This is a genomic window from Paraburkholderia lebeckiae, assembly GCF_050436325.1.
GTDB lineage: Bacteria > Pseudomonadota > Gammaproteobacteria > Burkholderiales > Burkholderiaceae > Paraburkholderia > Paraburkholderia tuberum.
The window spans coordinates 2,421,754-2,443,507 of sequence record NZ_JBNDLZ010000003.1; the positions used below are offsets into that span (position 1 = coordinate 2,421,754).

The following is a 21,754-nucleotide window of genomic DNA, read 5'->3' on the forward strand; positions in this document are numbered from 1 at the left end:
CGGGTGACCAAAGCCGGTGATGCACGAACAGGTGCCGACCTTCGAGTAAGTTTTTTCAGACGGACCTACGTCTGCGAGCGTTGTCATTGCGCTGCTACTTCACTCGAAGAAAGCGGCGGAGTGACTTCTGGCCGTGTACGGGATAGGAAAACGGCATCCGGGTCGATTACTCCGGGCATTTAAAACGTTAACGCAGAGAGGGGAAGAGGCGCCCTGATGGCGTTCGACTACAAGCATCAACCTCGAAGTCGTGTCACATCTTCGTAGCCTGAAGTACCTAGGTTGGGTCACGATGAGTTACAGGAGCATTGCACGTCATGAATCGTCGTCTGAATCTTGATGTCCATCTGCAAGGCACACTCAAACACAACGGCCCCGGGCGGGGCCTTCGCTGCACGACTGGACATGACCATCAGGCGCGCCAAGGTAACCTCCGGTCGGGTGGCCAGGTCACTCGGCGTATCGGAACACGAGGTGACCCTTTGGCGCGCCGGAGTTACCGTTCCAAAGAGTACGGATTGTGCGCGCCTGTCTGAACTTCCCGGCGTGGACGTCGTCTGGCTATGCGCAGGTCAAGCGTAAGCGACAGCATGTCATGGCAGTTCTCATCGGACACGGCCTCGCACGCGGTTCGGCTTGTCGCCACTCACTGGCACCTCGGTCGGGTCACGTGCCTGGCTCCTGCCATTGGCCGGCAGCACGGTCGAAATGGCATGTTTGAAAACAAGTTGCGCACCCGGACCGGACTCGAGCAGAACTGCAAACTGGTCAAAGGCGGCCAGTTGACCGCTCAGTCTGATGCCGTTCACGAGGAACACGTTTACGGTGGTCTTGTCGTTCAGGAGCATCTGCAAAAAATCGTCTTGTACGCTTGGGCGTTCGGCCATGTTCGAAGTCACAGCGATAGGTCCTTGGATTGTACCGGCGATACCTGAAACCGCCAGCCTTTCCGATTTTGGACACGATGATGGCAACCGGTACCGTAAAGTGGTTCAATGCTGCGAAGGGTTTGGGTTTCATCACGCCGGATGGCAGGGGTGAAGACCTTTTCGCTCATTTTTCGGAAATCAGCGCAGAAGGGTCCAAGTCGCCCCAAGAGAATCAGGAGGTCAGCTTCGGCGTGAAGATGGGGCCGAAGGGCAAGCAAGCTGCGAATATCAAGCCAGTCCAGGAGATAGGCTGTCTCTTTGCCGCCTACGGCGCCGGTTCGTCCGGCGTCGTACGTTCAAGGTGGAGTCGAGCAGGAGCGCCTGTCGAAAAAGCAGAATCCGCCACTCAGCGCCGAGATTGGAAGTCAATGCGAAGCGCGCGGTGGCGTCATCACGCATGACTCGGACGCCAATTGCTTCGACCCGTTCGTCGGCGTGGGTCTGTCTGCTCCCGCATCGACGCTTTCACCTTCCGCTGTGAAACTGGCACGCGGAGCAACTTCACGAGTAGCTGCTCGCGAAAAATCTCTGGAGGATTGAGCAATGGACAACGTTTCGCGGGAAGAGAAGATTCGTGTACGGGCCTACGAGCTCTGGGAAAAAGACGGCAGCCCCGACGGTCGCGCCGACGAGTGTTGGGAGCAAGCCCGCGCACAGATAGAAGAGGAAGAATCCGAGGCCGACGGGAGCGGAGCCGACCTGAAGGGTCGGCTGCCGCTGTGACGAAAACTGGAATGGCGCTGACGAAGAGCCGCCATAGACCACATAGTCGAGTCGCAATTATTGAAGGCGGAGCGACAGCGGCGCAATGCTCGCAAGGAGCCTCTTCGGTGTCGCTTTGCGCCGACCACTCGACGTTGCGGACGCTATCCAGCGTCGCTGGTGTCCTGCCGCACCACGCTCCTGACCGCGAGGCTGACCTGGCAGGTTAAACAGCGTGCCTCCGCAGCGACACCCTTCTCAGTAAGTCTTCTTCATTCCGCTGCTGTCAGAGGCGGGCGCATTCATTCCCCCCTTCTTCTGCATTTTCGGCTTCATCTGTTTCTGCGACATCTCCCCCGACTTACCCATGGTGTTGGCGCCGGACGCGCCAGATGGTGACTCTGTAGCGCCGCTCGCATTCGGGGTTCCCATTCCGGTGCCACCCTGGCCTGCACCGGCGCCCCCTCCACCCCCTGTTCCCGCACCCTGCGCGCAGACGGCGCCGGACAGACTCAACATTAACACCGAAGCAAGCAGGATTCCTTTCGCCGCGACTCGCATGATGGTTCCTCCGTATGCAGAGCGACTGGCTGCGACCCAGGTCGGTGCAGCCCGTCGTCCTGGTTACCGCATTTCCCGTGCCGCTTCTGGCCTTGGCATAAGGTCCTTGATTTCATCGAACGGTAACAGCCCAGCTATCGTGGCGCAGCACCCGAGGAGGTTCCCAGCGCGCTCGCGTTTTCAGGGCGGTGAACACAGCGTCTGCAGAATCGGCGGGCGCTGACGAGGAATCACGCCGTTACATGCCGCACCTCATTTCACGGGCGGACATTGTTCACCACCGGTACTGCAGCCGTCTGCCGGCCAAGCTTGTCCTGTGAATCTGGGCGCCGACCGCCTCCCACGAGCCGGCTGACGTCACAGTCACGGCATGTCGTGCGCAAAAAGGGCTTTCGCCGTGGCATGCGCGTTGCGAGCTTCGGGGCATCCCTTTTCAGGAGCGGACAATCCCCGACCCCAAAATACCGTCGCGGACGGGCGGTTCCGGTGCGAACATCGCCGGCGGTGGAGCGGGTGCAGGGCCGGGGCCGGAGGTGATGCAGCGTCGACTCTGGATGGCAACAAGGTGGTCTCGTCGGACGGAGCAGAGATTGGCAAAATATCCGACATCATGCTGGACGTGCGCAGCGGCCATGTCGCATATGCTGTGAGGGGGCTTCCTCAACATGGGAAGCTTCCTGCACGCGATTCCGTGGAGTGCGCTGACACTGGACACTGACGAGCAGTGCTTCTTAGTCGACATAACGGCCGAGCAAATCAAACATGAGCCTGGTTTCGACAAGGACCACTGGCCATCCACGGCGGACGCGCAATGGAGCACCACGGTTCATCGTTAATGCAACCGGGACCCGTACTGGTCTGCGCCCCGCGCTGTTTGCGAAGGAGACGTAACCGACATTTAAGAGTTCCGTCCGCGGTCGGCGGCATACGAAGCTGCCGCCGCCTGTCAGCCAGTCGGACAGGCAGACCCGGTACATCGGGTCGTTGCCTCCCTCACGGAGGACACCATGACGAATCGACGAAAGAGACAGACGCGCGACGTGCGCCGCGACGATGCCAACGATGAGCAGCCAGGCGACGCCCCGAACGCCTCTAGCTCACCGGTGCCTGACAGCGCTCCCCCTGTCCTGCAGTCAGAGGACGATGACTCATTGGTCGACGAAGACGCGCCGGGACAGGAGTCGCCGGGGCGCGGTGTTGCGCCGGAACAGACCGTTTCCAGCCAGGCACGCAACGAGAGGAGATAGCTGCAGTGGACGACCGATTTGACCGACGCGAACCGCTGCTGCACCTCGGGGACATGCTCGAAGTTTTGAGCTGTTTAGCCGGGACTGGTCGGCCGGATGCGCTGGTAGTGGAGCTTGCGAAGGAACAGGATTTGTTACAGGACTTTGAGTTCCTCCGCGCACTTGCGCGGAAGATGACAGTGGGCGAGGTCAGCGCACGCGTCGCTAGTGCGTTCTTCCTGTGGCCAAAGGAGCTGCTCGATACTGAACTCAACCGCAATGCGCTCGCGTCAACCGTTCAGCATGACCTCTTTGACGGCAACCCTGACGGCTGGAAGGCGTACGTCGCTCACATGCAGAAGAAGGTGAAGTGGTTTGGGACCGGGCTTCCCCAGCTGAGAAGGGACGCGTGGGCCGAGCCGTTGCACGACGTCCAGTCGGGGTCGCTTCGCCCGCGGAGCGGGATGCGCCCGGCGAGCTGAAGGGCGGGCCTTGTCCCGAACCAAAGCCGACGACCTGACCGATGCCGTCGCGACGTTTCTGCCAGACTCAAGGTCAACCAGCGCGCCCCGGCTCAGCCTTGGCGACATCATCGTCAACGACGAAGTCTGTCTCGTGAAACGAACCGGCGACAAATTTGACGACCCTTCCGCGGGACGAAGCCGTCGACTGGTCCACGCGTTCACCGAGCCTGCAGGCATGCGCTAGTTGCTTGTCGAGTGAGCCTGTCGCGATGTTAACGCCGCGTGCAGTCCGCTGTTACCACTACTGGCTGTTTTCTTTTGGGCCGTACCGTGGTCTGTTCACGTCGCTGTTCGCGCCGCTACGGGTGCCCATATTCAGACCATTGGCCTTCCCGCGGTTAGAACGTCCGGTCGGAGGGCTGCTCTGCATCGCACCGACGCCACCGCGCGTGACATCCGGCGAACCGTATCCACTGTCGTTCGGGGCTGTCATCGAACCGACCCCCGGTCTTAACGTCCCGCCAGCAGTGCCGCCCGCGTGCGCGTATGTGATTGCCGCCAGCGCCATCACGAGAGCCGAAGCGCAAAACGTCCTATTGTTAAGTTTCATGGTTCACCTCCGAAGAGGGATGTCTGAAAGCGACTGCCGCTGACGAACGAAGTGCTGCAAGGCCCGTGCCTAGGGCCGCTGATTCGTCGCTTTGCAACGGCAGGTAGGCGATAGAACAGACAACGGACGCTCATTCCGTATCCGAAAATGCCCGCCCTCACAACGCCCCTTCGCATAGCTGGCGCTCCGCGGCGGCCTGCCGTGCAGCGGTGTCATTTTTTTGCTTTGCCGTGCCTACAGCAACGCTTGGTGCTCCCGGTACCTTGGCGGCGGAGGCAGAAGTCACCCAGTGCCGCCGTATGCCAAACGGCTTGGGTGAGGACCTCTTTTTTCCTTGCGTTACCTACGCCTGCTTCCTATCCTCTGAACAATGGAATTAAGGAGCTTCTTGTGTCTCAGATAAGAAAAAAGATTTCCGTGATATTCACTGCTGCTCGCCTGAGTGCACTCGACGACCGTTCGGCAAGCCGGTTTCGAGGTCGGGTCGGGCAGGTCATAGCGCATGAGCCCACGGGAAAGCACGTAAGCGTCGAATTCCCGGTGGATGGTGAGCGGCGGCCTGAACGGCTTGAGCGGGTTCCGCTGGAATACCTTGAGGTCGTTCATGCGCACTCTGGCGCGGCAGCCCCCTCTCCGGCACACTCACCGCACGCTAATGCAGCTCGAATGCAGCACTCGGCAAGGTTTAAGCGAGACACCTGACGCTTTCATTAGGCCTTGGAGCCACCGCGCTTGCACTTTCAGGGGCAGCGGTGGCTCACGTCGATGTGGGACAAACTATCGGGTTTCCGGCAGCCGTTTATGTGGCGCCCACCTGTGTATGCGCCACCGCTACCTCTGCCGTCTATGAGCAGCCCGCCCGTACGCGCCAGCGCGAGTCATCGCGGGCCCTGAATAAGTCATCGGCTGGAATGGTGACGGGTGTTGGGACGGACATCGTTACTGGAATAGGTGCGATTGGTGCGCGCGCGGATATCAGCACTATCGCTGCGGCTAACTCGCTCCTCAGGTCAGTTAAGCGACAGGACCACGACCGATGCGACAGTACGAGGTCAGCGTCGAAATGCTACGATGGTCGATGGAAGAGACATTATAAAATAGTTGCAGTTCGCTCAGGACACTCAAAAGCCCGGCAGGTCAAGCGTAAGCAACCTCTTGAGACTGGTCAGATGAGGATGCGCTCCGATTGCGCCGTCTTGCGCCGGTTCTCGATGACGTGCTTAATGCAGGAGAGGTCGAACACGCAGACCAGGCCATGGACCTCGCATTACTGTCCCGGTTATGCTCACAGTTGTTCGACACGTATGACGAGCGACACCGGGTGCAAATTGCGCAAGCGCGAGCCGACGCCGTTGAGTCGCAGTAGCACATACCTGTGGACTGGCTGTTGATTCCCGCTACGGCGTTGAGGGTCGCACTGCACGAGTTCCTGACCGTCATTCGAAAGTTGCCGGCGTCAAGGAACTTTCCATCAGTGCGGCAAAAATCTGCAGGCCGTTCGCGCCAATATCGAAGAAGACAGTGTCCGTCGTAAAAACCGTGCCCAGGCTGGCTGCATTGTCGTAGTTGCGTTTCGGCGATAAACCGGTGAGGGTCTTCACAATCGATTCCCGGCCCAGTACGGTTGCGCGCACCCCGCAATATCAGGTCGGCAAACGTCGTGGCACCTTCGACTGCCTCAAGCCGAAACGCCCGTTTGAAGGCGGCGCTCGCATCACCCAACACATCCTCCGCGCCATACGTCGCCACAATTAGCGAACCGTGGGCCAACGCGCGAACCAGTGCATCCGCCGGCCCGGAACCAGACAGCACGGCGGCTGTTGGGTCCATATTGGCGTAAGGTGAGTCAGCGCGGAGTAGCCAGTCGTGCGCTGCGTGGAGGTTGAGTCTCGCAAAGTTATGTCAATAGGTATCCTAACGATATTACACCTTTTTATGTCGATTTAATTCTTCGGTTTAAGAAGCAGTCAAGACGTTTCTTGACAATGTCTTCAGGCAGAGCAAAAACTGAAATCTCGCGAACCGCATTGACCCATGTGCGCGAGTTACACCCATTGCCAGCCGGCGATTCGTTATCGTCGAAGTTACCGGTGCTGCCCTCAAAGAAGGATACGGAAACTGTGCACCGGCAGCCCGTGTCGACCGGTGCGAATCCCACGCAGGAACGATGGTCATTGGCTGTGCATCAGCCGCGCGGGCTATCGCCTTGGGGAGAATCCCTGCTCGCAAGAACATCAGCCAAACGCCATACCTGACATGGCCTGCGGCACAGGCCGTCGAATCCGGGAAGTCTTGCCTCGTAGGCGTCGCATCCGGCCATGCACCGGTCACGGTAACGACGAGGGCACCGCCATATGCCGGGTCGTCGCGTGCTTTCCGGACGAGCCGGAAGTCGTCGCTCCTGCAAAACCGAATGTCGATTAGCCGCGCGCGGCTTCCCGTTTTCAATCATGAGCTTGAGGGTTTGGAGACTTGGCGCATGTCTAGGCTTTTCACGCTACTGCCATCCAACCCGCGTTGGTCGGAAATCCGTATCGTGGCGGCGACCGGCATAGATGAGAGACAGCAACGACGAACAACGGAAGCCGGCGGATTCGCCCACATGTTGTGCAACACCGCCTCACAGCCAATCGAATCGCCGTTGAAGGGGCGGCGACTCGCGGCAGCGCAAAAAAAGCCCGTTCAACGAACGGGCTGCGAGCAACTGCCCGAAAGTGACAATAGGACGTAGTTTGTGCGGATGCAATATTCGGCGGGCGGATTGTCCGGGAGATGCTACGCGACCTAGCCGGCTTGAAGTGCAATCCCGCCGACCACGATAGCAGCAGCGATGGCGTGCGGGCCGCGCCCTGTTCTGCTCAAACATATCTCCGCTTGTCGATTACCCAATCACACGCGTTCCGCTCGCCTATTACCAAGCGCACGCGCACCCGAATGACTGCGAACGCGGAACGCCACTTGCGTGTACGTTGGACACGTACTTCGGAGTCCACCATGGCGAACCAGCTAAAAGAGCAGCGCGTTCCTGACGACAAATCCGAAAAAAACGTCGACGATGCCGTCGAAGACACGTTTCCGGCAAGTGACCCGCCGTCGACCGGAGGCGTGACTCGAATCGGGTCGGACGACGAAGCTATGGACCCGACGGCTGATGAGCAGAGCGACGTTCCCGGCACCGAGCCGGACGAGGACGTTCCGGACGAAGAAACGCCTGCCGAACCGTCTCCTGGCGACGTACCGCCGGACAAGGAAGCGCCTCAAGGCGATGCACTTGAATGAAAGCACTGATGGCCCTACCGACCTGAGGCGAGCTCTTTCCAGCAACGGCTGCGGTGACTCCGTACAGAGGCACCGCGGTCATTATTTGGTGCGCGCCGAACTCGAGTGATAAGACTAATGGCGTCACGTTTTCAATCTACGAAGAGAAATTTGCCGCCCAGGCTAGGCGTCCGACCAACGACGCTCGTCCGCAGAAGTCAAGCTTGTATCCATGGGTTTCAATAATTTCCGGTTGCGCCCACTCCTTTTCGGGACAGCCCGCGACTCCTTCCTTCGAGAAGGAAAATACGATTTGCAATCTGTCGGTTCGTTGGCCGTGATGCACTACCGTGGAATCGGCTCGCGAACTCGGAGTGCCAAGTTTTCCCATCCGGCAAGGGCTTAAAAACCTGCATTTGCTGTCCTCGCCGCAGACATGCTCGGACTCAATCGGCTAAGCCGGCGGCATCGGCGCATGTAGCCGCATTTATTCCTTTGCCTTCGGTCGCGGGCTGCATACGTTTGCTGTGACAGCCGCGCAGGATTGTCGAATTGACAGCGACATATGCCGTCGTTTAGTGGCTCGACGACTGGGCGACAATGGTATCCATCGTTCGGAAAGACCACTGCGTGGGATGAATGCCCGTGCGCAGTGACGTTGACTAAGTCCGAGCCCTGTTCACGGCGGCCTCGAGGAGGTCACAGCACGGCTTGAAATGTCGCGTGACCTCAGGGGCGCAGTGAGGCACGCATTCATCGCCGGCACCGGCGAACCACTTCGGGGTTCGGCCGTCCAGACTAGCGGTTAACGCTGGGTCAATGCGTTGACCCAGCGCGAAGAACCATGCGGCTAATGGTGACGCGTCGGACGGTCCTTCGCCGCTTCCTTGGCGTCACCGGCGTCTTTCCTGGCTTGTCCCGCGCCTTGCTGAACGTCGCCCTTCAGTTCCCGGGCCGGCCTACCCGTGACCTTGCCCATTGCCTCGTTAACCTTGCCCTTAACCTTGTCAGCAACGCCTTTGACCTGGTCCTTGTTCATGATGCCTTCCTCCGAGTATGCGACCGACGTCGCGATAGTCAAGTCGCGACAAATTCAGTATAGGAAAAGCGCGTCGTTCGCGGACCTTTCGTTCAATTGCGAGCGGATGTTCAGGTCACCGTTGCGGGCATACTCGTTGCGCGCCCTTAGAGCCCTGTTTTGTTATGGAGGTGCATGATGGGCTCAATTAACCCACAAGGCGGTAGTCAAGGCGGCGCTGACATCGTCGGCGTCGGTGTTGGAGAAGGTCCGGGGCCAGAGGTGATGGCTGCAGCGACGCTCGATGGAACGAAGGTCGTGTCTTCGGACGGCGAACATGTGGGAAAGATTACGGACATCATGCTCGATGTCCGTAACGGTCGCATCGCTTATGCAGTACTTTCCGAGGGCGGCTTCCTCGGAATGGGTTCTAACCTGCACGCCATCCCGTGGGGTGCGCTGACTCTCGATACGGACGAGAAGTGCTTCCTCGTCGATATTGCGGCGCAGCGCCTCAAAGACGACCCCGGCTTCGACAAGGACCACTGGCCCGCCATGGCGGACGCGAAGTGGGCAAAGTCAATGCACAGCTACTACAACCGGGAACCGTACTGGTCAGCAACGCAGGACGTGGTGGAAAACGACCCGACCTTCCGGCCGAGCGAGCACTGAGACAGACTAACCGTGAGCTGTCCACGGCATACGGGCAGTGCCACTCCTGGCGCGGATGCCATCGCGGTGGCATCCGCGCATAGCTTCGGCGACCAGCCACGCGGAAGCCGCCATCGCTACAGTCGCCGCATTAATCCGGGCATAGGGAGGCCGTCGCTGGACCGCTCGTGAGCCAGCGCACTTGCGGCGTGCACGTTCACGCAACAGGGCGGCAATTCCGGTGCAGCATTCGGCGCCGTTCGTGGAATTCGGCGACGTTAGTTCACCGGACCCGCTCATCACTAGGGCCAGCAGGGGGAGTCGACCCGCTGCCAGCGCCGGGCCGGCCGGTCCGATTGGTGTTGGTGCCCGGCGTCGCGCTCAGCCGCTGCGCAACGAAACAGTCAAGCGCACGCAACAACGCGGACGGGTCCACTGGCTTGCGGAGATACATTGTCCAGCACGGCGGCCCAACCGTCGGTTCAGGCGCCGCCGACATGAGGGCAATCGGTAGCTGTGCGAACACCGGCTGGCACCGCAACCGTCTGCACAGTTCCGCTCCATCCATCTCCGGCATATCGAGGTCGGTGACGACGAAGCTTGCGGGTTCGTGGGCGAGCCTTCGCAGCGCTTCGCCTGCGCTTTCTGCAAGAAGAACATGATGGCCCTAGGCCCTCCAGCGCAAGCTGCAGCGCCCAGAGACTTTCCAAATCGTCATCGACGAGCAGCACAATGGACATGGCGCAAGCGATACGGTGTCACGTATGCGAGGCGCGCAACCACCGTGCCAAGTAATGCGAGGCGCACTTAGGAGGGCACCATGCCAGACACGTTCAAACCCGGCGAAATCGTCAGGACGTCAGGTATCTATTCGGGCATTCTTGAAGGTGGCGACAACGAGGGCCGTACATTTAACGCCACCTGCGTTGAGGGCGACCGCTTTCCGGGAACACGGACGGGCGCCGGCGCGCACTACGAGCTGAAGTACGGGGCCCCCTATTCATACCGGCACCCGGAGTTGAATCCGGGCAGGTAACGGACATTTGGACGGAAAGCCGTATCGTGAAAATGCATAGATTTGAAGGCAGCGAAGCAATAACTTGAGGAACGTTGAAGCCCATGTCGTCGCGCGGTGCGGCGCTCCGTTGAGGCAGCGATGTGCCGAAGTTGGCGTCGGTGCAATAGGCGTCAGCAGCGAGATGCCAGGCGCATCGCTAAATGCCTCCCGTAACTCCGCCTGAAGGCTCAATCGACTGCAGCGGTCGTCGAATGTTCGGGTCGTCATCACATCGGTATAGGGCTCGCCGCGCTGCCTCAAAACCGATTGATGCACGCGTCAGTAACCGCGCGAGGCTTTCCGCTGTTTCAATGAGTTATCCACCGTGATGCGTGCCTGGCACCCGAGGTGGTCCCGCCCGCGAAAGCGTCGCCGGGGCGCGCCGCATCGGGCTTTTTACGCAGTCAGCAGGCAGCACTGACAGCCGCGCTGCCAGGCTCAAGCGGTCATTGCTGGCTGACAGCGGCGGGATGCCTTTCCATATCCCTCTCGCGACTCCCTCAGCCATTGACCCGGGCATGCGGAGGCCACAGGGTCGCTTGCGGCGTGGGTACACGCTCGCATAAACAAGGTCGTTTTACTGACGCAGCCAACGGCCGTCCGGATGCCCACCCACGCTCCGCGCACGCCGCTCAGGCGGGGCCCTTACGATGAGAACACCGAAGCCGGAGGGATGCGCGGCAGGCAGTTACCAGCATGGACAGGGCATGTCGAATAACAATTATCTTTTCCGCGCAGTTTTGACCTGTTCAACAGCCTGCTGGGTCGCTTTGTTTGTGGCGGAAGTTGCTGCCTCAATGTTGTCTTCGGCAGTTTCCCCTGCTTGTTCGGCGGCCTTTTTTCCGGCTTCAATTGTCGCGTCCGTCGCCTCACTGGCGGCAGTAACAGCCGATTGCATCGCACTCACAGCGGCTTCGCTTCCCGCCGGTGCATTGCTCGCGACCGTGTCTACCAACGCCTGCGTCTTCTGCTGTTGCTGCTTCAGTTGGGCCTCGGCGCTCGCGGCCAGTTCGGCCTGGGTGCTGTACATGATGGTGCTCACGTGCCGCCAGTACGACTGCGCTTCCTGCATGGCGGCTTGCGCACGCCTTGCCTGCAGGGCGAACAGTTCCTGCGGGTCTTTCGTTGACAATGCCAGGTCTGCGATTGCCTGATTTTCGGCAAGCGTCGATTTGACCGCCCGCAGGTTCAGTTCGGTCAGCTTTTCGATGCAGCCAAATGCCTTGGTCCATACATCGGACAGCGTTTCCAAACTGGCTCTTTGCAAAGCAACCATTGGTTGACCAGAAAGACTGCTCATTACAACCTCCATCTGGGTAAGGTAGCGGGTAATCCGGAAGCCATTCTTCTATGGCCGCCCCGAACAAGACTACTGGGCCGGAGTCTGGTTGCGAGCAAGGGCTGGTCCGGGGAATCCGTGCAATGTCAGCTATCCTGAGAATCATAACCGGCAAAACCAGCGGCGCGCCATACAGACCGCTGGCAGGTACAACGATGCACGCGAAGACAGCTGGCATACGAACGGCAGATGTCGTGTTGGCATGCAACTGGGCAAGACTCAGCATCCTGGGCGACACAGGCCGTTGCCGCTGGGCCGGCTCCGGCGCGAATGCCAAGAGCGACGGCCCAACGGCCTTTGTACCTGCGCGCCTTCCTGCGCGTTTTTCTTCGCACAAAGCAGTGCGCGCCGCCGCTGCGAGCCGCCCCTCAGGCTTCGTACTTGAATGACAAAGATACGCGTGCGCGATACTCGACGACTTTGCCGCCATCGACCCTCATGTCGAGCTTGCAGACTTCGGCAACGCGCAAATCTCGTAGTGAATTCGCAGCGAGTTCCACAGCATTCTTCGCGGCATCTTCCCAGGAGTTCGGGCTGGTGCCGATAATCTCTGTGACGCTGTAAACGCTGCATTCAGTGTCCTGCGTGGCCATGATTTCCACTCCTCTCGGTTAGGAGGCGCGATTCCCCACCTCGGTCATTTCATCATAGGCCCCGACGTGCGAACCGTCGTCGCTGCCCTCGGAGCCGCGCGTCTCGGCTGGTTAGCAGCCGGTGGAGATTTTTCGGATGTTGTGCGCCCGTCACCTATATCGCAGGCGTTTGTTCCTAACGAAGGCCGGCGCTCAATGCTCGTGGAGCGATTGGCCTCGTTCCGAGCGCTGTACAGGCAACTATCGCCACTTTTCCCAACGTGATGTTGCCAAGGACGGAGCCGAAACTCTTCGCTCGAGTCGGCATTACCCTTCAAATCTCTACCTGCGCTCCCAGTTCGATGACCCGATTGGGCGGAATCTTGAAGTAATCAGCCGCGTCGCGAGCGTTGCGAGACATCGCGGAATACAAGGCCTCCCGCCATAGCGCCATGCCGGCTTTCGGCGTGGCGAGGACTGTCTGGCGGGCGATAAAGAAGGAGGTTTGCATCGGGTTAATCGAGAGTCCAGCATGCCGACCTTTTTGCAAAGCGCGCGGTATGTCGCGCTCATCCGAGAACCCATAGTAGACGTTGACTTGATAGCAGTTGTGTCCAAGCGGGACCACCTTGATGCGTTCCCTATCCGGAACTCTGGGGATGTCGGTGGCGTACACAGTCAAAAATATCGTTCGTTCATGCAGCACTTGGTTATGCAGTAGGTTATGCAACAGCGCATGGGGTACGCCGTCACCTTCTGCACGGAAGAAGACGGCCGTACCAGGCACGCGTAGCGGTGGATTGATGAAGAGCGACTGGAGGAAGTCGTCGAGAGGGATGAGTTGGCGTTGGAGGCTTTGGAATACCAGTTCGCGCCCCCTTCGCCACGTCAGCATGAGCATGACCATCAGCGCACTGATTGTTAGAGTAAACCAGCCGCCGCTAATGATTTTCAAACTCGTGGAAGAGAACAAAGCGACGTCAATCATCAAAAAGAATCCGGTCGCTGCGACCGACAGCAACAGCGGAAATTTCCAGCCGAAACGAACAACGAAGAACGTCAGCAGCGTCGTCGTCAACATCGTAGCGGTCGCAGCAATGCCATAGGCCGAAGCCAGATTGGAAGACGAGCCGAATCCCACAACGGCCAATATGACAGCCGTGAGCTGGAGCCAATTGACGAGTGGGATGTAGATTTGCCCCTTTTGACTTTCAGAGGTCTGGCGGATGCGCATACGGGGCAGGAAGCCCAGCGCAATAGCTTGCTGAGTCACTGAAAATGCACCAGAGATTGTCGCCTGCGATGCGATAACGGTCGCCATCGTCGAGAGCACTACGAGCGGATAAACGCTCCAAGGGCCAAGTTGCAGAAAGAAAGGATTCGAAACCGCTGCCGGATTCGATAACAACAAGGCGCCTTGCCCGAGGTAATTGAGTGCCAGCGCGGGAGCGACGATAGAGAACCAGGCCAAGCGAACTGTCTTCTTGCCAAAATGGCCCATATCAGCATACAGCGCTTCCGCACCGGTGAGCGCCAGGACAACCGCACCGAGGGCGACGAAGGCCAACCACCCGTTGTGGATGAGAAAGCCGAGGGCGTGGAGCGGATTGAAGGCAATCAGAATGACCGGGTTCTTAGCGATATTAGCAACGCCCATCGCAGCAAGCGTAATGAACCAGACCAGCACAATCGGGCCGAACCATTTTCCGATACCGGCTGTGCCCCTGCGCTGCAACAAGTACAGTGCAACCAGAACGGCCAATGTCACAGAGATAACATACGGCTTAAGAGCCGGCGCGGCCACTTCCAACCCTTCAATGGCCGACAAGACTGAAATGGCTGGCGTAATCACACCGTCGCCGAAAAACAGCCCTGCGCCGACCATGCCAAGCAGCATCACCGGATAGTACCAACGGGATTTCTGAGTGACCGACGATAGCGCTAACGCGGTCATCGCCATAATGCCGCCTTCCCCTCGGTTGTCCGCCCGCAAAACAAGAGTTACGTACTTGAGCGAAATCACGATTATGAGGCCCCACAAAATCAGCGAGACCACCCCCAGCACATTGACAGGGACAAGCGAAAGACCGTGATGTTTCGCGAATACCTCCTTCATTGTGTAAAGCGGACTGGTTCCAATGTCGCCGTACACAATTCCAATGGCAGCCAGCGTCAGCGCAGCAATGCTACTTTTATTGGAGTCTGTAGTCACGACGCCGCCTCATTGTTGAGCCTCAAAGCATGTAACTGCGGAGCAAACTGCTGCTCCAGCTCACTACAACTTCTGCAACCGTCGCATCGCATCCGACCGCAACCGACCTCCGCTTACGTTCCGGCAGTTCGCCGCGACGGCGCTTCCCACCTTGTGATAGTCATTATAGGCGGGTGCCATTCTTGCCCGCTCCGAATCCGTAGCCGCGAAGTTCGCGCAAGTCTATGCATTCGGGTTGGCAGGACGCTGCATGGAAGTATGCGCACTCTAAAGCAAGACGTTGGCTTGCTGATAACTCATGGCGGTGATGGAGGTCTTCTCGGGAGCCCTTTATTAGCAATACGGCTCCGGACTGGTACAAACAAGAGCTCGCATCTCAATTGAATTCCATTCGACAACTGGTCGCAGCTCAGCCGTCACTTTCCGTGACGGCCCAGACCGGCACGAGCCTGGTCCCGGGCACGCTTCGGGCGCGGACGGATACGCGTCGTCCGTAGGTGACTGACAAAACAGCAGGCGTGCCTCCTGGGGACACCGGGGGAATGAGCGTTCCCGCCGCGCTGACAAACTGGTCACCACCTCCGATTTCGTAGCACCTGCGCGCCGTGCGTATGGCGTCGGCGTCCCCCGCCGAGAGCGTGTCCTGGACCGCAAGAGACTCAATTGCCGACCGTTGGTCGGCAATTTTCATGGGTGCGGCTTAGCCGCCCCCGCCAGCACCCGTTCGAGCGCCATCGACCTGGCCGCTTCCTCCGCTTGCTCGGCCGTATCGAACACACTGCCCGACACATACACCCTGTGCCACTCCGGGTTATCAGACGCGTCACGGAAAATGCGAAAGCGCGCGCAGTAGCCACGTGGCGTAGCCGGTATCACGTCGATGTCGACGGACGCACCTTCTATCTGATGCCTGACGAAGCCGTCCATGCCACCCTCCTGACGCCTGCGTTGTACGCAGAAATCCTAGCATGATGGTCGCGATGCGGTAGGTGCGTTGCAGCAAATCACCGGGCATCAAATCAGACGCTCGATGACTTGCACACTCGTTCGACTTGATTGACATCGGTCCACAAGAAGGGCGCGAAGGAGTTCACACTGCCCGGTCTGCTGAAGGTTGTGGCTCAGGGCGTGCCCGCCACGAAGAAGCGCTTCGGCAAGGACCCGTTCACGGGTGAAGACAAGTGGTTCGCCGCGAAACCTGCTTCAATGCGTCTGAAAGTGCGGCCGCTGAAGAAGCTGAAGGACGCCGCACTGTAAGCGAAAGTGTTCCGACGTGATAGCGCCCCTCGCGACCAAAATCCGGGGGGCGTTTTGATTTGCGACGCACGACGTCGGCGTAGCAATTGGATAGCGCGTCGTTTTGAGTGAACCGGTTCTGGTTGAGCGCCCTCCATTTCCTTCTGAAGGACCAGCTCGCGCGTGAGTATGACGCACGACACTTCTCGTCCGGGCCGAAAGCCTCACTACGGTGCGACGTCATTCGACGGCGGCAAGCCTGGCGATGAAAAGCCTTCAGGCCAGCTCTTTAACCTGTCGCGTCGCCTCTCAAGGCAACGGTCAGGTCGGCACGTTAGCACGCTGTGACCCATGACACTGGCTCAAATCCGATGTGTCTTGCAGCTCAAGGCGAGACACGCGCTGGCCGGACTGTTGTCGCCAATGCCAGCTTGACCCGCATGCCGTAATGCGGACGACCAGTTAGATTGGGCCGCGACGCATCGATGCTGGAGTCTTGGTTTGATGCAGGTAGGCCAATCCGCTGTCGGCATGTGCGTCAAAATCATTTTGGCGTCGACAGCAAATCTGCTTGTTCCCTCCCCCTGAGGTTACCGCGTCGTTTTGCCAAAGTACGCCGCTCAGCCGCTTAGCCTCCTGCCAGCGGGCGTCGTGTATTATCGGTGAACACCGACGTTGCCCCGAAACAGGTTTTCCGCACAGGAGGCGCCAATGGACGTATCTTTTCTCATCGACCCACTGCGCGAGACTGTGACAAGTGTCCCGGATGGCTACGCGCGAGCCGCTGAACTGATAGGCACTGATACGGCGAGCGGCTCGCCGCTATGGTCGGAGGCGACTGACCCGGATGCCTCTGTCGAGGTGATTACTGCGGACGACAGCCTGACAAACGAGCCCCTTTCGCGTGGCTTTTTCATGGTCACCTTGACCAGGGACGGTGTACCTTATGAACGCGTATTTGCGGGCAAGGCAATTCTGAACGCCTATGGCAACCCGCCGTCGGACATCAAGGACCAAGTGAAGACGCTGAAAGCTGCACGAGAGCGCGTCAGGTTTCTCGGCTCGGAAGATGCCCTCCTTTGGTTCGAGCAGCACGCAGGTGGTGCCCCCTTCAACCTCGACGGGTCCACGGAAAACTGATTCTCAACGCCGAGCATTTTTGAGTCTGTCGGAGACAGCCCTCGCTATACCTGTAGGTCACCAGGACCCTTAGTGAGGAACTCTATGTCGGCTATTCCTCAGCGAGCGCCGAGATTCCGCGTCACGCGAAGCTTGGGTACAGGCGGCGCCAGCTTGGACTGTCATCGCGGTCGCACGAAGCGGCAACGAAGGAACACCACGCGAGCACCGCGCCGCCGTGCAGTTCGCCAGCAAGAGGAATGTAGTGGCCTGGGTTATGGCTCGGCCACGCACTCAACGGCGTGGCTACTCCTCAGCGCTAGCCGGTTTTCGTCACCCTGGCAGCCGGCCCTTCGGGCCGTCTCCGTTGTCGTCGGCTTCTGATTCTTCCTCATCTATCTGAAACCGCGCTTTTCCCAATACTCGTCGGCGCGTCCCTCCGGGCTGCCGTCTTTTTCCCAGAGCTCGTAGGCCCTTGCACGAATCTTCTCTTCCCGCGAATCGTTATCCATTGCATGCCTCCTGGTAGGTTCCCCACGACCAGCTACTCATCAATTTGCACAGCGACCCTTTCGATGGCAGAAGGCGAGCAAGAGCGAACGAAAGAACAGACCAACTCAAAGTCGGCGAACATATGAAAGCGTTCCGGACGCTATCCTGCGCTCCCGGCAACCTGCCGCGTAACGCTCCCTAACCGCGAGCCTGACCGTGCAGATTGCTGGGTACACGTCCAACAGCACCACCTCGCATCCGGGTTTTCGCTTTCGCGCCCATCGTCCGCATTGTCGCGCAGCATCCCTGACCTTTTCCAGACCGCATATGAAAGTTGACGACCCGGGATGGGACGCCTCAAACCCGACCAATGCGAGCAGGCACCGTGCTTATTGACCGCCATACTCCGCGTTTATGCGGTCGAGTTCGCCCGATTTGCGCGCTTGCAGCAACTCCTGCTTGACCTGGGCCCGGGTCTTTCCCGTTGGAGCGCCAGCGTCACTCCTCGTGGCGGGCACACCACCCAGCGAATCTGACGAAGACACGGTGGGATTTGTGGGCTGCGTTGCAGGTGCCATATTTTGCGCGTGGGCATATCCGAATGCGAGAACGGCGGTGATAGCTGCCGCGACTTTGAGCGGTTTCATATCCATGTACTCCACAAAGTTCGATTGGTTTGGTTTCTTTGAACCGACCACCAGAACCGCTATTTCAAATACGGTCTCCTGGGACTATCCCGTCACGGGCAAAGCGGTCGGACGATAAGCCGCGGCATGACGCTCCCCGGCTGCGCTCTGACTTAATTGCCCAAAAAAACGTCGCACTGAGGCCTCGGCTGACCCACCTACCGCTTAAAACGAGACTCGAGCAATAACGACTCGCTGTCCAATTACGGTGTGGTCATCCAAATTTCCGCATGCGGGTCAAGCTGGCATCGGCGACCTCAGGCGTGCTAGCTGCCCTGATAGATATCGCAGGACAGGCCCACCGTGCACGAGGCACCGTTTCTGGCTTTGCCGCTGCCGCTGCTTCCGCCGGGCTGGGGTCCGTATCCCAGGTCAGGGGTGCGGTCCATAGTCGTGGCCGACTGGGCAGTTGTCATGGGCTGCTGGGCAGACGACGGGTCAGTTGTGCCCGACGGTTGCATTTGCTGCGAGTGGGCGGCGCCGGTCGCAGTGAGCAGGGATACTGCACTGACTACAGCTAAAAGTTGCACTTTCATCTCGTCACCTCTTTTTCGTCAACGGGTTGCGAATAGCACGACCCCGGAATAACAGGGGACTGGCATCCCCACGAGCGCGCGATGGTTGCACTAGACCTTTTCTCGCTCCTTGCTGATTCCTGCTTTCGCTTCACCAAATGCCATACAGCGTCGTCTCCGACGCCGTTTAGCCGAGCAAATGCGAAGTTGGCTTGTGGCACCGTTTGTGCCCAAAGCCGGACTTATTCGATGACTACCTGGGTAATGACGCGAGGCTGGTACCGGGCGGGGCAGAAGTATGCGCAATGAGTGCGCCGGTGACAGGACGTTGTACGCCCATTGACCAATAAGACCGCTGCTGCGTTTATGTTATAGAACGCCAAGGTCATGATTGACAGCGGAATCGACAATCGGCAAATCAGGGGGGCGACAGTCGCGCCTGGTCGCTCGCACGGCCATCGGAAGCAGCGACACACCTGTCACCCCCCGCATCCAGCTACCCGAGGCCCCCGTATATGCAGTCAACGCAGCGCAATCCGTCGCGTCATGAGGAAACCGCTCATGAAACACACCGCTTTTCTCGTTGCTGCCGCGTTGTCAGCCGCAGGGTCCGGGTTTTCGCGGCTAGCGATACCGTCACGGCGGACGGTGCGGCGACGTATCCCGTTGAAGGCATTGTGGACATCGCGATAAATTCGACGGACCACACCACGCCCGTCGTCGCAGTTAAGGCAGTAGGCCTCGTGGGTACGCACAAGCGTGTTGCGCGCCTTATCGTTTTCGCACCGGCCAATGAAGCATTTGCAGCATTGCCGCCGGCCACGGTCGACAGCCTCATCAAACCAGAAAACAAGCCGATGCTGACCTGTATCCTTCCCTGTCCCGTTATCCCGGGGCGTTACGATTTTTAGAAGCTCGACCAGCCCATCAGGGAAGGTGACGGCAAGGTGGAACTTAAAACCGTGAACGGCGAGACGCTCACGTCCCCGGACGGACCACACAACATCGTGCTATTGGACGCTGCGGGGGCACACGGCAGACATCTCGGCCTACGACGTCATCCAGGGTAACGGCGAAGTCGTGATGGTCGACAAGATACCGACGCCGAAGCAGCAGGACCGGCGCGCACGGTCAACTGTTCGAATCCAGCCCGGCTCTGTCATTTTCGGCGCCGAACCACGACTTATCTGCATGCCTGGCGTCCGGATAAGGCAACTGTCTGCCCTGTTCTGGCCCGAGCGGCTGCTTGCGCTTCGCCGCTGCGCAATCAGTCATCCAACGGTCAGGCGTTAGCGGTGCATGAAACTTCGACGCGGCTACAGCACGCGCCGAAATCGCAGGAGCAATGTGATGGAAAAGGTAACGCGGAAAGTCGTGCTGGCGTGCGTCGCTGTCGTCTCACTCTGCGCCTCGAGCGCGACGTTTGCGCAGGGTGGAGGGAATGGGAACGGTGGAAGTGGGGGCGGCGGTGCTCACGGTGCCGCAACAGCAGGGATGACATACCACAGCGAGCCTGTCTCGAGCCCGTGGAACGCGAGACCGGGCAAAATGACAAAGAACACTGGCTCGACCGATACAGGCATGCATAGTATGTCGCCGGACGACGATGTTATGCCGGCAAAAACAGGGCAGTAGTGCCCGCTGCCAGTAAAAGGCTGGCGCGTTTCATACAGTTCTCCTGTCCCGCTCACTGCTGGCGGGTACATGACAGGAGGGAGCGGCTGGGGCTGTACGGGTGGCTCGCCGGACCAGGTAAAGCCGAAACGCGCATTCTGGCCGGCAGCCCCCCGCCGGTCATGTCGGCTTTCACGATGAATCCGACGCCGTCAGAAAGTCGTCGGCGACGTGGACTCGCTCACCAATCTGCAGGGTCGCTGCGAGTCACGGTTAGCACTGGCGTCAAGTCGTCCGCGTACCACGCCAATACTTATTCCTGCCGCGGGCAACGAGTCTGCGCGATGTGCCTCATAGCGTGCTGGCAGCATCTTGCGCTTGGCAAGGGCGGCAGTTGCACCACACAAAACACAAGCGAAGGAAGCCACGCGCGAAAGACGGGTTCAGCGTCTGCGACTCACGACGAGAGGAGTAACGTACGCCATCCCCTTCACGCGTAACGTCTACATCGGCAACGGCGTGATGACGGCAGCAGCGTATGCTACAGGGAGTGTTCAGGAGACGACCATGACCCTTGCCGGCAAGACCATATTCATGTCTGGTGGCAGTCGCGGCATCGGACTCGCCATTGCACTCAGAGCCGCACGTGACGGAGCCAATATCGTGATTGCGGCGAAGACCGGCGACCGGGACCCGCGTCTCGAGGGCACGATTTATACGGCAGCGGCGGCTGTTGAAGCCGCTGGCGGCACGGCGCTCCCGCTTGTTGTGGATATTCGCGACGAAGAACGCGTGAAAGCCGCGGTTGCCGAGACCGTTGGGTTGTTCGGTGGCATCGATATCCTCGTGAACAATGCCAGCGCCATTCGACTGACTGGCACGCTAGACACACCCGTCAAACGGTACGACCTGATGCATGGGGTCAATGGCAGAGGCACGTTCGTGTGCGCGCAAGCGTGCCTGCCGCATCTCCTCAATTCGCCGAACCCGCACATCCTCACGCTGTCACCTCCGTTGGTCCACGACGCAAAATGGTTTAGCGACTTTCCGGCATACACCATTGCAAAATACACGATGAGCCTGTTCACCTTAGCGCTTGCCGGGGAGTTCAAAGACCGAGGTGTCGCAGTCAATTCGCTGTGGCCGCGAACAGCTATCGCGACCGCGGCTGTGCGAAATGAGATTGGTGGAAAGGACATGATTGCAGCGTGTCGCAAGCCTGAGATAGTTGCCGACGCGGCCCACTATATCCTGACGCGCCAAGCCAGGGAGTGTTCGGGAAACCTCTTCCTCGACGACGAGGTTCTGCTGGCAGCGGGTGTGCGCGACTTTGCACAGTACGACGTGCAGGCTGGGGCTGCATTGCAAGCAGATTTCTTTGTGGAGGCCCTGCCGGGCATGTTGCCGGCGGACAATATGACGAAACGTCCATCCCGCAGTCCCCTCCGCTAAATAGCTAGGATGTGCGGAAACGGACTGACGGCACGGCATAC

The 21,754-nt window shown here is 59.3% G+C and carries 20 protein-coding genes and 3 pseudogenes; 11 read left to right on the plus strand and 12 right to left on the minus strand.

What is annotated here, in order from left to right; genetic code table 11:
• Nucleotides 1-605 precede the first annotated feature (605 nt).
• Complete coding sequence (gene hfq, locus OKW44_RS29030; protein ID WP_018419025.1) at nt 606-887, minus strand: RNA chaperone Hfq; 282 nt, start codon at nt 885-887, stop codon at nt 606-608.
• Between the two features lie 80 nt (nt 888-967).
• Between hfq and OKW44_RS29035 the strand changes: the two are divergent.
• Both OKW44_RS29035 and OKW44_RS29040 read left to right on the plus strand, forming a co-directional pair.
• Nucleotides 968-1,168: pseudogene (locus OKW44_RS29035) on the plus strand (cold-shock protein); the annotation flags it as partial.
• A gap of 304 nt (nt 1,169-1,472) precedes the next feature.
• Nucleotides 1,473-1,652, plus strand: coding sequence for a DUF2934 domain-containing protein (locus OKW44_RS29040; protein WP_018419023.1), 180 nt, complete (start codon nt 1,473-1,475; stop codon nt 1,650-1,652).
• Nucleotides 1,653-1,889: 237 nt separating this feature from the next.
• Here the strand turns inward: OKW44_RS29040 and OKW44_RS29045 are convergent, their stop codons facing one another.
• On the minus strand, nt 1,890-2,192 hold the full coding sequence (locus OKW44_RS29045) for a hypothetical protein (protein WP_018419022.1): 303 nt from the start codon (nt 2,190-2,192) through the stop codon (nt 1,890-1,892).
• A gap of 446 nt (nt 2,193-2,638) precedes the next feature.
• Here OKW44_RS29045 and OKW44_RS29050 point away from each other — a divergent pair.
• Nucleotides 2,639-3,028 (plus strand): annotated as a pseudogene (locus tag OKW44_RS29050) (PRC-barrel domain-containing protein).
• A gap of 416 nt (nt 3,029-3,444) precedes the next feature.
• On the plus strand, nt 3,445-3,900 hold the full coding sequence (locus OKW44_RS29055) for a hypothetical protein (protein ID WP_018419019.1): 456 nt from the start codon (nt 3,445-3,447) through the stop codon (nt 3,898-3,900).
• A gap of 2,028 nt (nt 3,901-5,928) precedes the next feature.
• On the opposite strand, the gene OKW44_RS29060 is transcribed toward OKW44_RS29055, so the two are convergent.
• Nucleotides 5,929-6,093, minus strand: a complete 165-nt coding sequence (locus OKW44_RS29060) for a hypothetical protein (RefSeq protein ID WP_162633914.1) — start codon at nt 6,091-6,093, stop codon at nt 5,929-5,931.
• A gap of 1,393 nt (nt 6,094-7,486) precedes the next feature.
• Here OKW44_RS29060 and OKW44_RS29065 point away from each other — a divergent pair.
• Nucleotides 7,487-7,771 (plus strand): hypothetical protein, encoded by a 285-nt coding sequence (locus OKW44_RS29065; protein WP_018419015.1) that lies wholly within the window; start codon nt 7,487-7,489, stop codon nt 7,769-7,771.
• A gap of 829 nt (nt 7,772-8,600) precedes the next feature.
• On the opposite strand, the gene OKW44_RS29070 is transcribed toward OKW44_RS29065, so the two are convergent.
• Nucleotides 8,601-8,789, minus strand: a complete 189-nt coding sequence (locus tag OKW44_RS29070; RefSeq protein ID WP_026225549.1) for a CsbD family protein — start codon at nt 8,787-8,789, stop codon at nt 8,601-8,603.
• Between the two features lie 177 nt (nt 8,790-8,966).
• Between OKW44_RS29070 and OKW44_RS29075 the strand changes: the two genes are divergently transcribed.
• Nucleotides 8,967-9,440, plus strand: coding sequence for a PRC-barrel domain-containing protein (locus OKW44_RS29075; protein WP_026225548.1), 474 nt, complete (start codon nt 8,967-8,969; stop codon nt 9,438-9,440).
• A gap of 262 nt (nt 9,441-9,702) precedes the next feature.
• On the opposite strand, the gene OKW44_RS29080 is transcribed toward OKW44_RS29075, so the two are convergent.
• Nucleotides 9,703-10,047, minus strand: coding sequence for a response regulator (locus tag OKW44_RS29080; protein WP_239499046.1), 345 nt, complete (start codon nt 10,045-10,047; stop codon nt 9,703-9,705).
• Nucleotides 10,048-10,239: 192 nt separating this feature from the next.
• Between OKW44_RS29080 and OKW44_RS29085 the strand changes: the two genes are divergently transcribed.
• Entirely contained in the window at nt 10,240-10,455 is a 216-nt protein-coding gene (locus OKW44_RS29085) for a hypothetical protein (RefSeq protein ID WP_018419012.1), read from the plus strand.
• Nucleotides 10,456-11,197: 742 nt separating this feature from the next.
• Here the strand turns inward: OKW44_RS29085 and OKW44_RS29090 are convergent.
• From OKW44_RS29090 to OKW44_RS29105, 4 genes are all read right to left on the minus strand, one after another.
• Nucleotides 11,198-11,776, minus strand: a complete 579-nt coding sequence (locus tag OKW44_RS29090; RefSeq protein ID WP_026225547.1) for a phasin family protein — start codon at nt 11,774-11,776, stop codon at nt 11,198-11,200.
• Between the two features lie 407 nt (nt 11,777-12,183).
• Nucleotides 12,184-12,408, minus strand: a complete 225-nt coding sequence (locus tag OKW44_RS29095; protein WP_018419010.1) for a dodecin family protein — start codon at nt 12,406-12,408, stop codon at nt 12,184-12,186.
• 313 nt (nt 12,409-12,721) lie between these two features.
• A complete protein-coding gene (locus OKW44_RS29100; RefSeq protein ID WP_018419009.1) occupies nt 12,722-14,599 on the minus strand; it encodes a potassium transporter Kup in 1,878 nt (625 codons plus the stop codon).
• Between the two features lie 687 nt (nt 14,600-15,286).
• On the minus strand, nt 15,287-15,526 hold the full coding sequence (locus OKW44_RS29105) for a hypothetical protein (RefSeq protein WP_018419007.1): 240 nt from the start codon (nt 15,524-15,526) through the stop codon (nt 15,287-15,289).
• 129 nt (nt 15,527-15,655) lie between these two features.
• On the opposite strand from OKW44_RS29105, the pseudogene OKW44_RS29110 reads away from it, so the two are divergent.
• Both OKW44_RS29110 and OKW44_RS29115 read left to right on the plus strand, forming a co-directional pair.
• A pseudogene (locus tag OKW44_RS29110) lies at nt 15,656-15,856 on the plus strand (HU family DNA-binding protein); the annotation flags it as partial.
• 690 nt (nt 15,857-16,546) lie between these two features.
• Nucleotides 16,547-16,975 (plus strand): hypothetical protein, encoded by a 429-nt coding sequence (locus OKW44_RS29115; RefSeq protein WP_018419005.1) that lies wholly within the window; start codon nt 16,547-16,549, stop codon nt 16,973-16,975.
• A gap of 374 nt (nt 16,976-17,349) precedes the next feature.
• Here OKW44_RS29115 and OKW44_RS29120 read toward each other — a convergent pair whose 3' ends face one another.
• Nucleotides 17,350-17,466: a DUF2934 domain-containing protein gene (locus tag OKW44_RS29120; RefSeq protein ID WP_018419004.1), complete on the minus strand. Its 117-nt coding sequence runs from the start codon at nt 17,464-17,466 to the stop codon at nt 17,350-17,352.
• 369 nt (nt 17,467-17,835) lie between these two features.
• Entirely contained in the window at nt 17,836-18,093 is a 258-nt protein-coding gene (locus OKW44_RS29125; RefSeq protein WP_026225546.1) for a DUF4148 domain-containing protein, read from the minus strand.
• A gap of 1,069 nt (nt 18,094-19,162) precedes the next feature.
• Here OKW44_RS29125 and OKW44_RS29130 point away from each other — a divergent pair.
• Complete coding sequence (locus tag OKW44_RS29130) at nt 19,163-19,558, plus strand: fasciclin domain-containing protein (RefSeq protein WP_239499021.1); 396 nt, start codon at nt 19,163-19,165, stop codon at nt 19,556-19,558.
• Between the two features lie 915 nt (nt 19,559-20,473).
• Here OKW44_RS29130 and OKW44_RS29135 read toward each other — a convergent pair.
• Nucleotides 20,474-20,689 carry a hypothetical protein gene (locus OKW44_RS29135; protein WP_275426071.1) on the minus strand — a complete coding sequence of 72 codons (216 nt, stop codon included), beginning with the start codon at nt 20,687-20,689 and terminating at the stop codon, nt 20,474-20,476.
• Between the two features lie 139 nt (nt 20,690-20,828).
• Here OKW44_RS29135 and OKW44_RS29140 point away from each other — a divergent pair, with 139 nt between their 5' ends.
• Entirely contained in the window at nt 20,829-21,713 is an 885-nt protein-coding gene (locus OKW44_RS29140; protein ID WP_018419002.1) for an SDR family oxidoreductase, read from the plus strand.
• Nucleotides 21,714-21,754 lie beyond the last annotated feature (41 nt).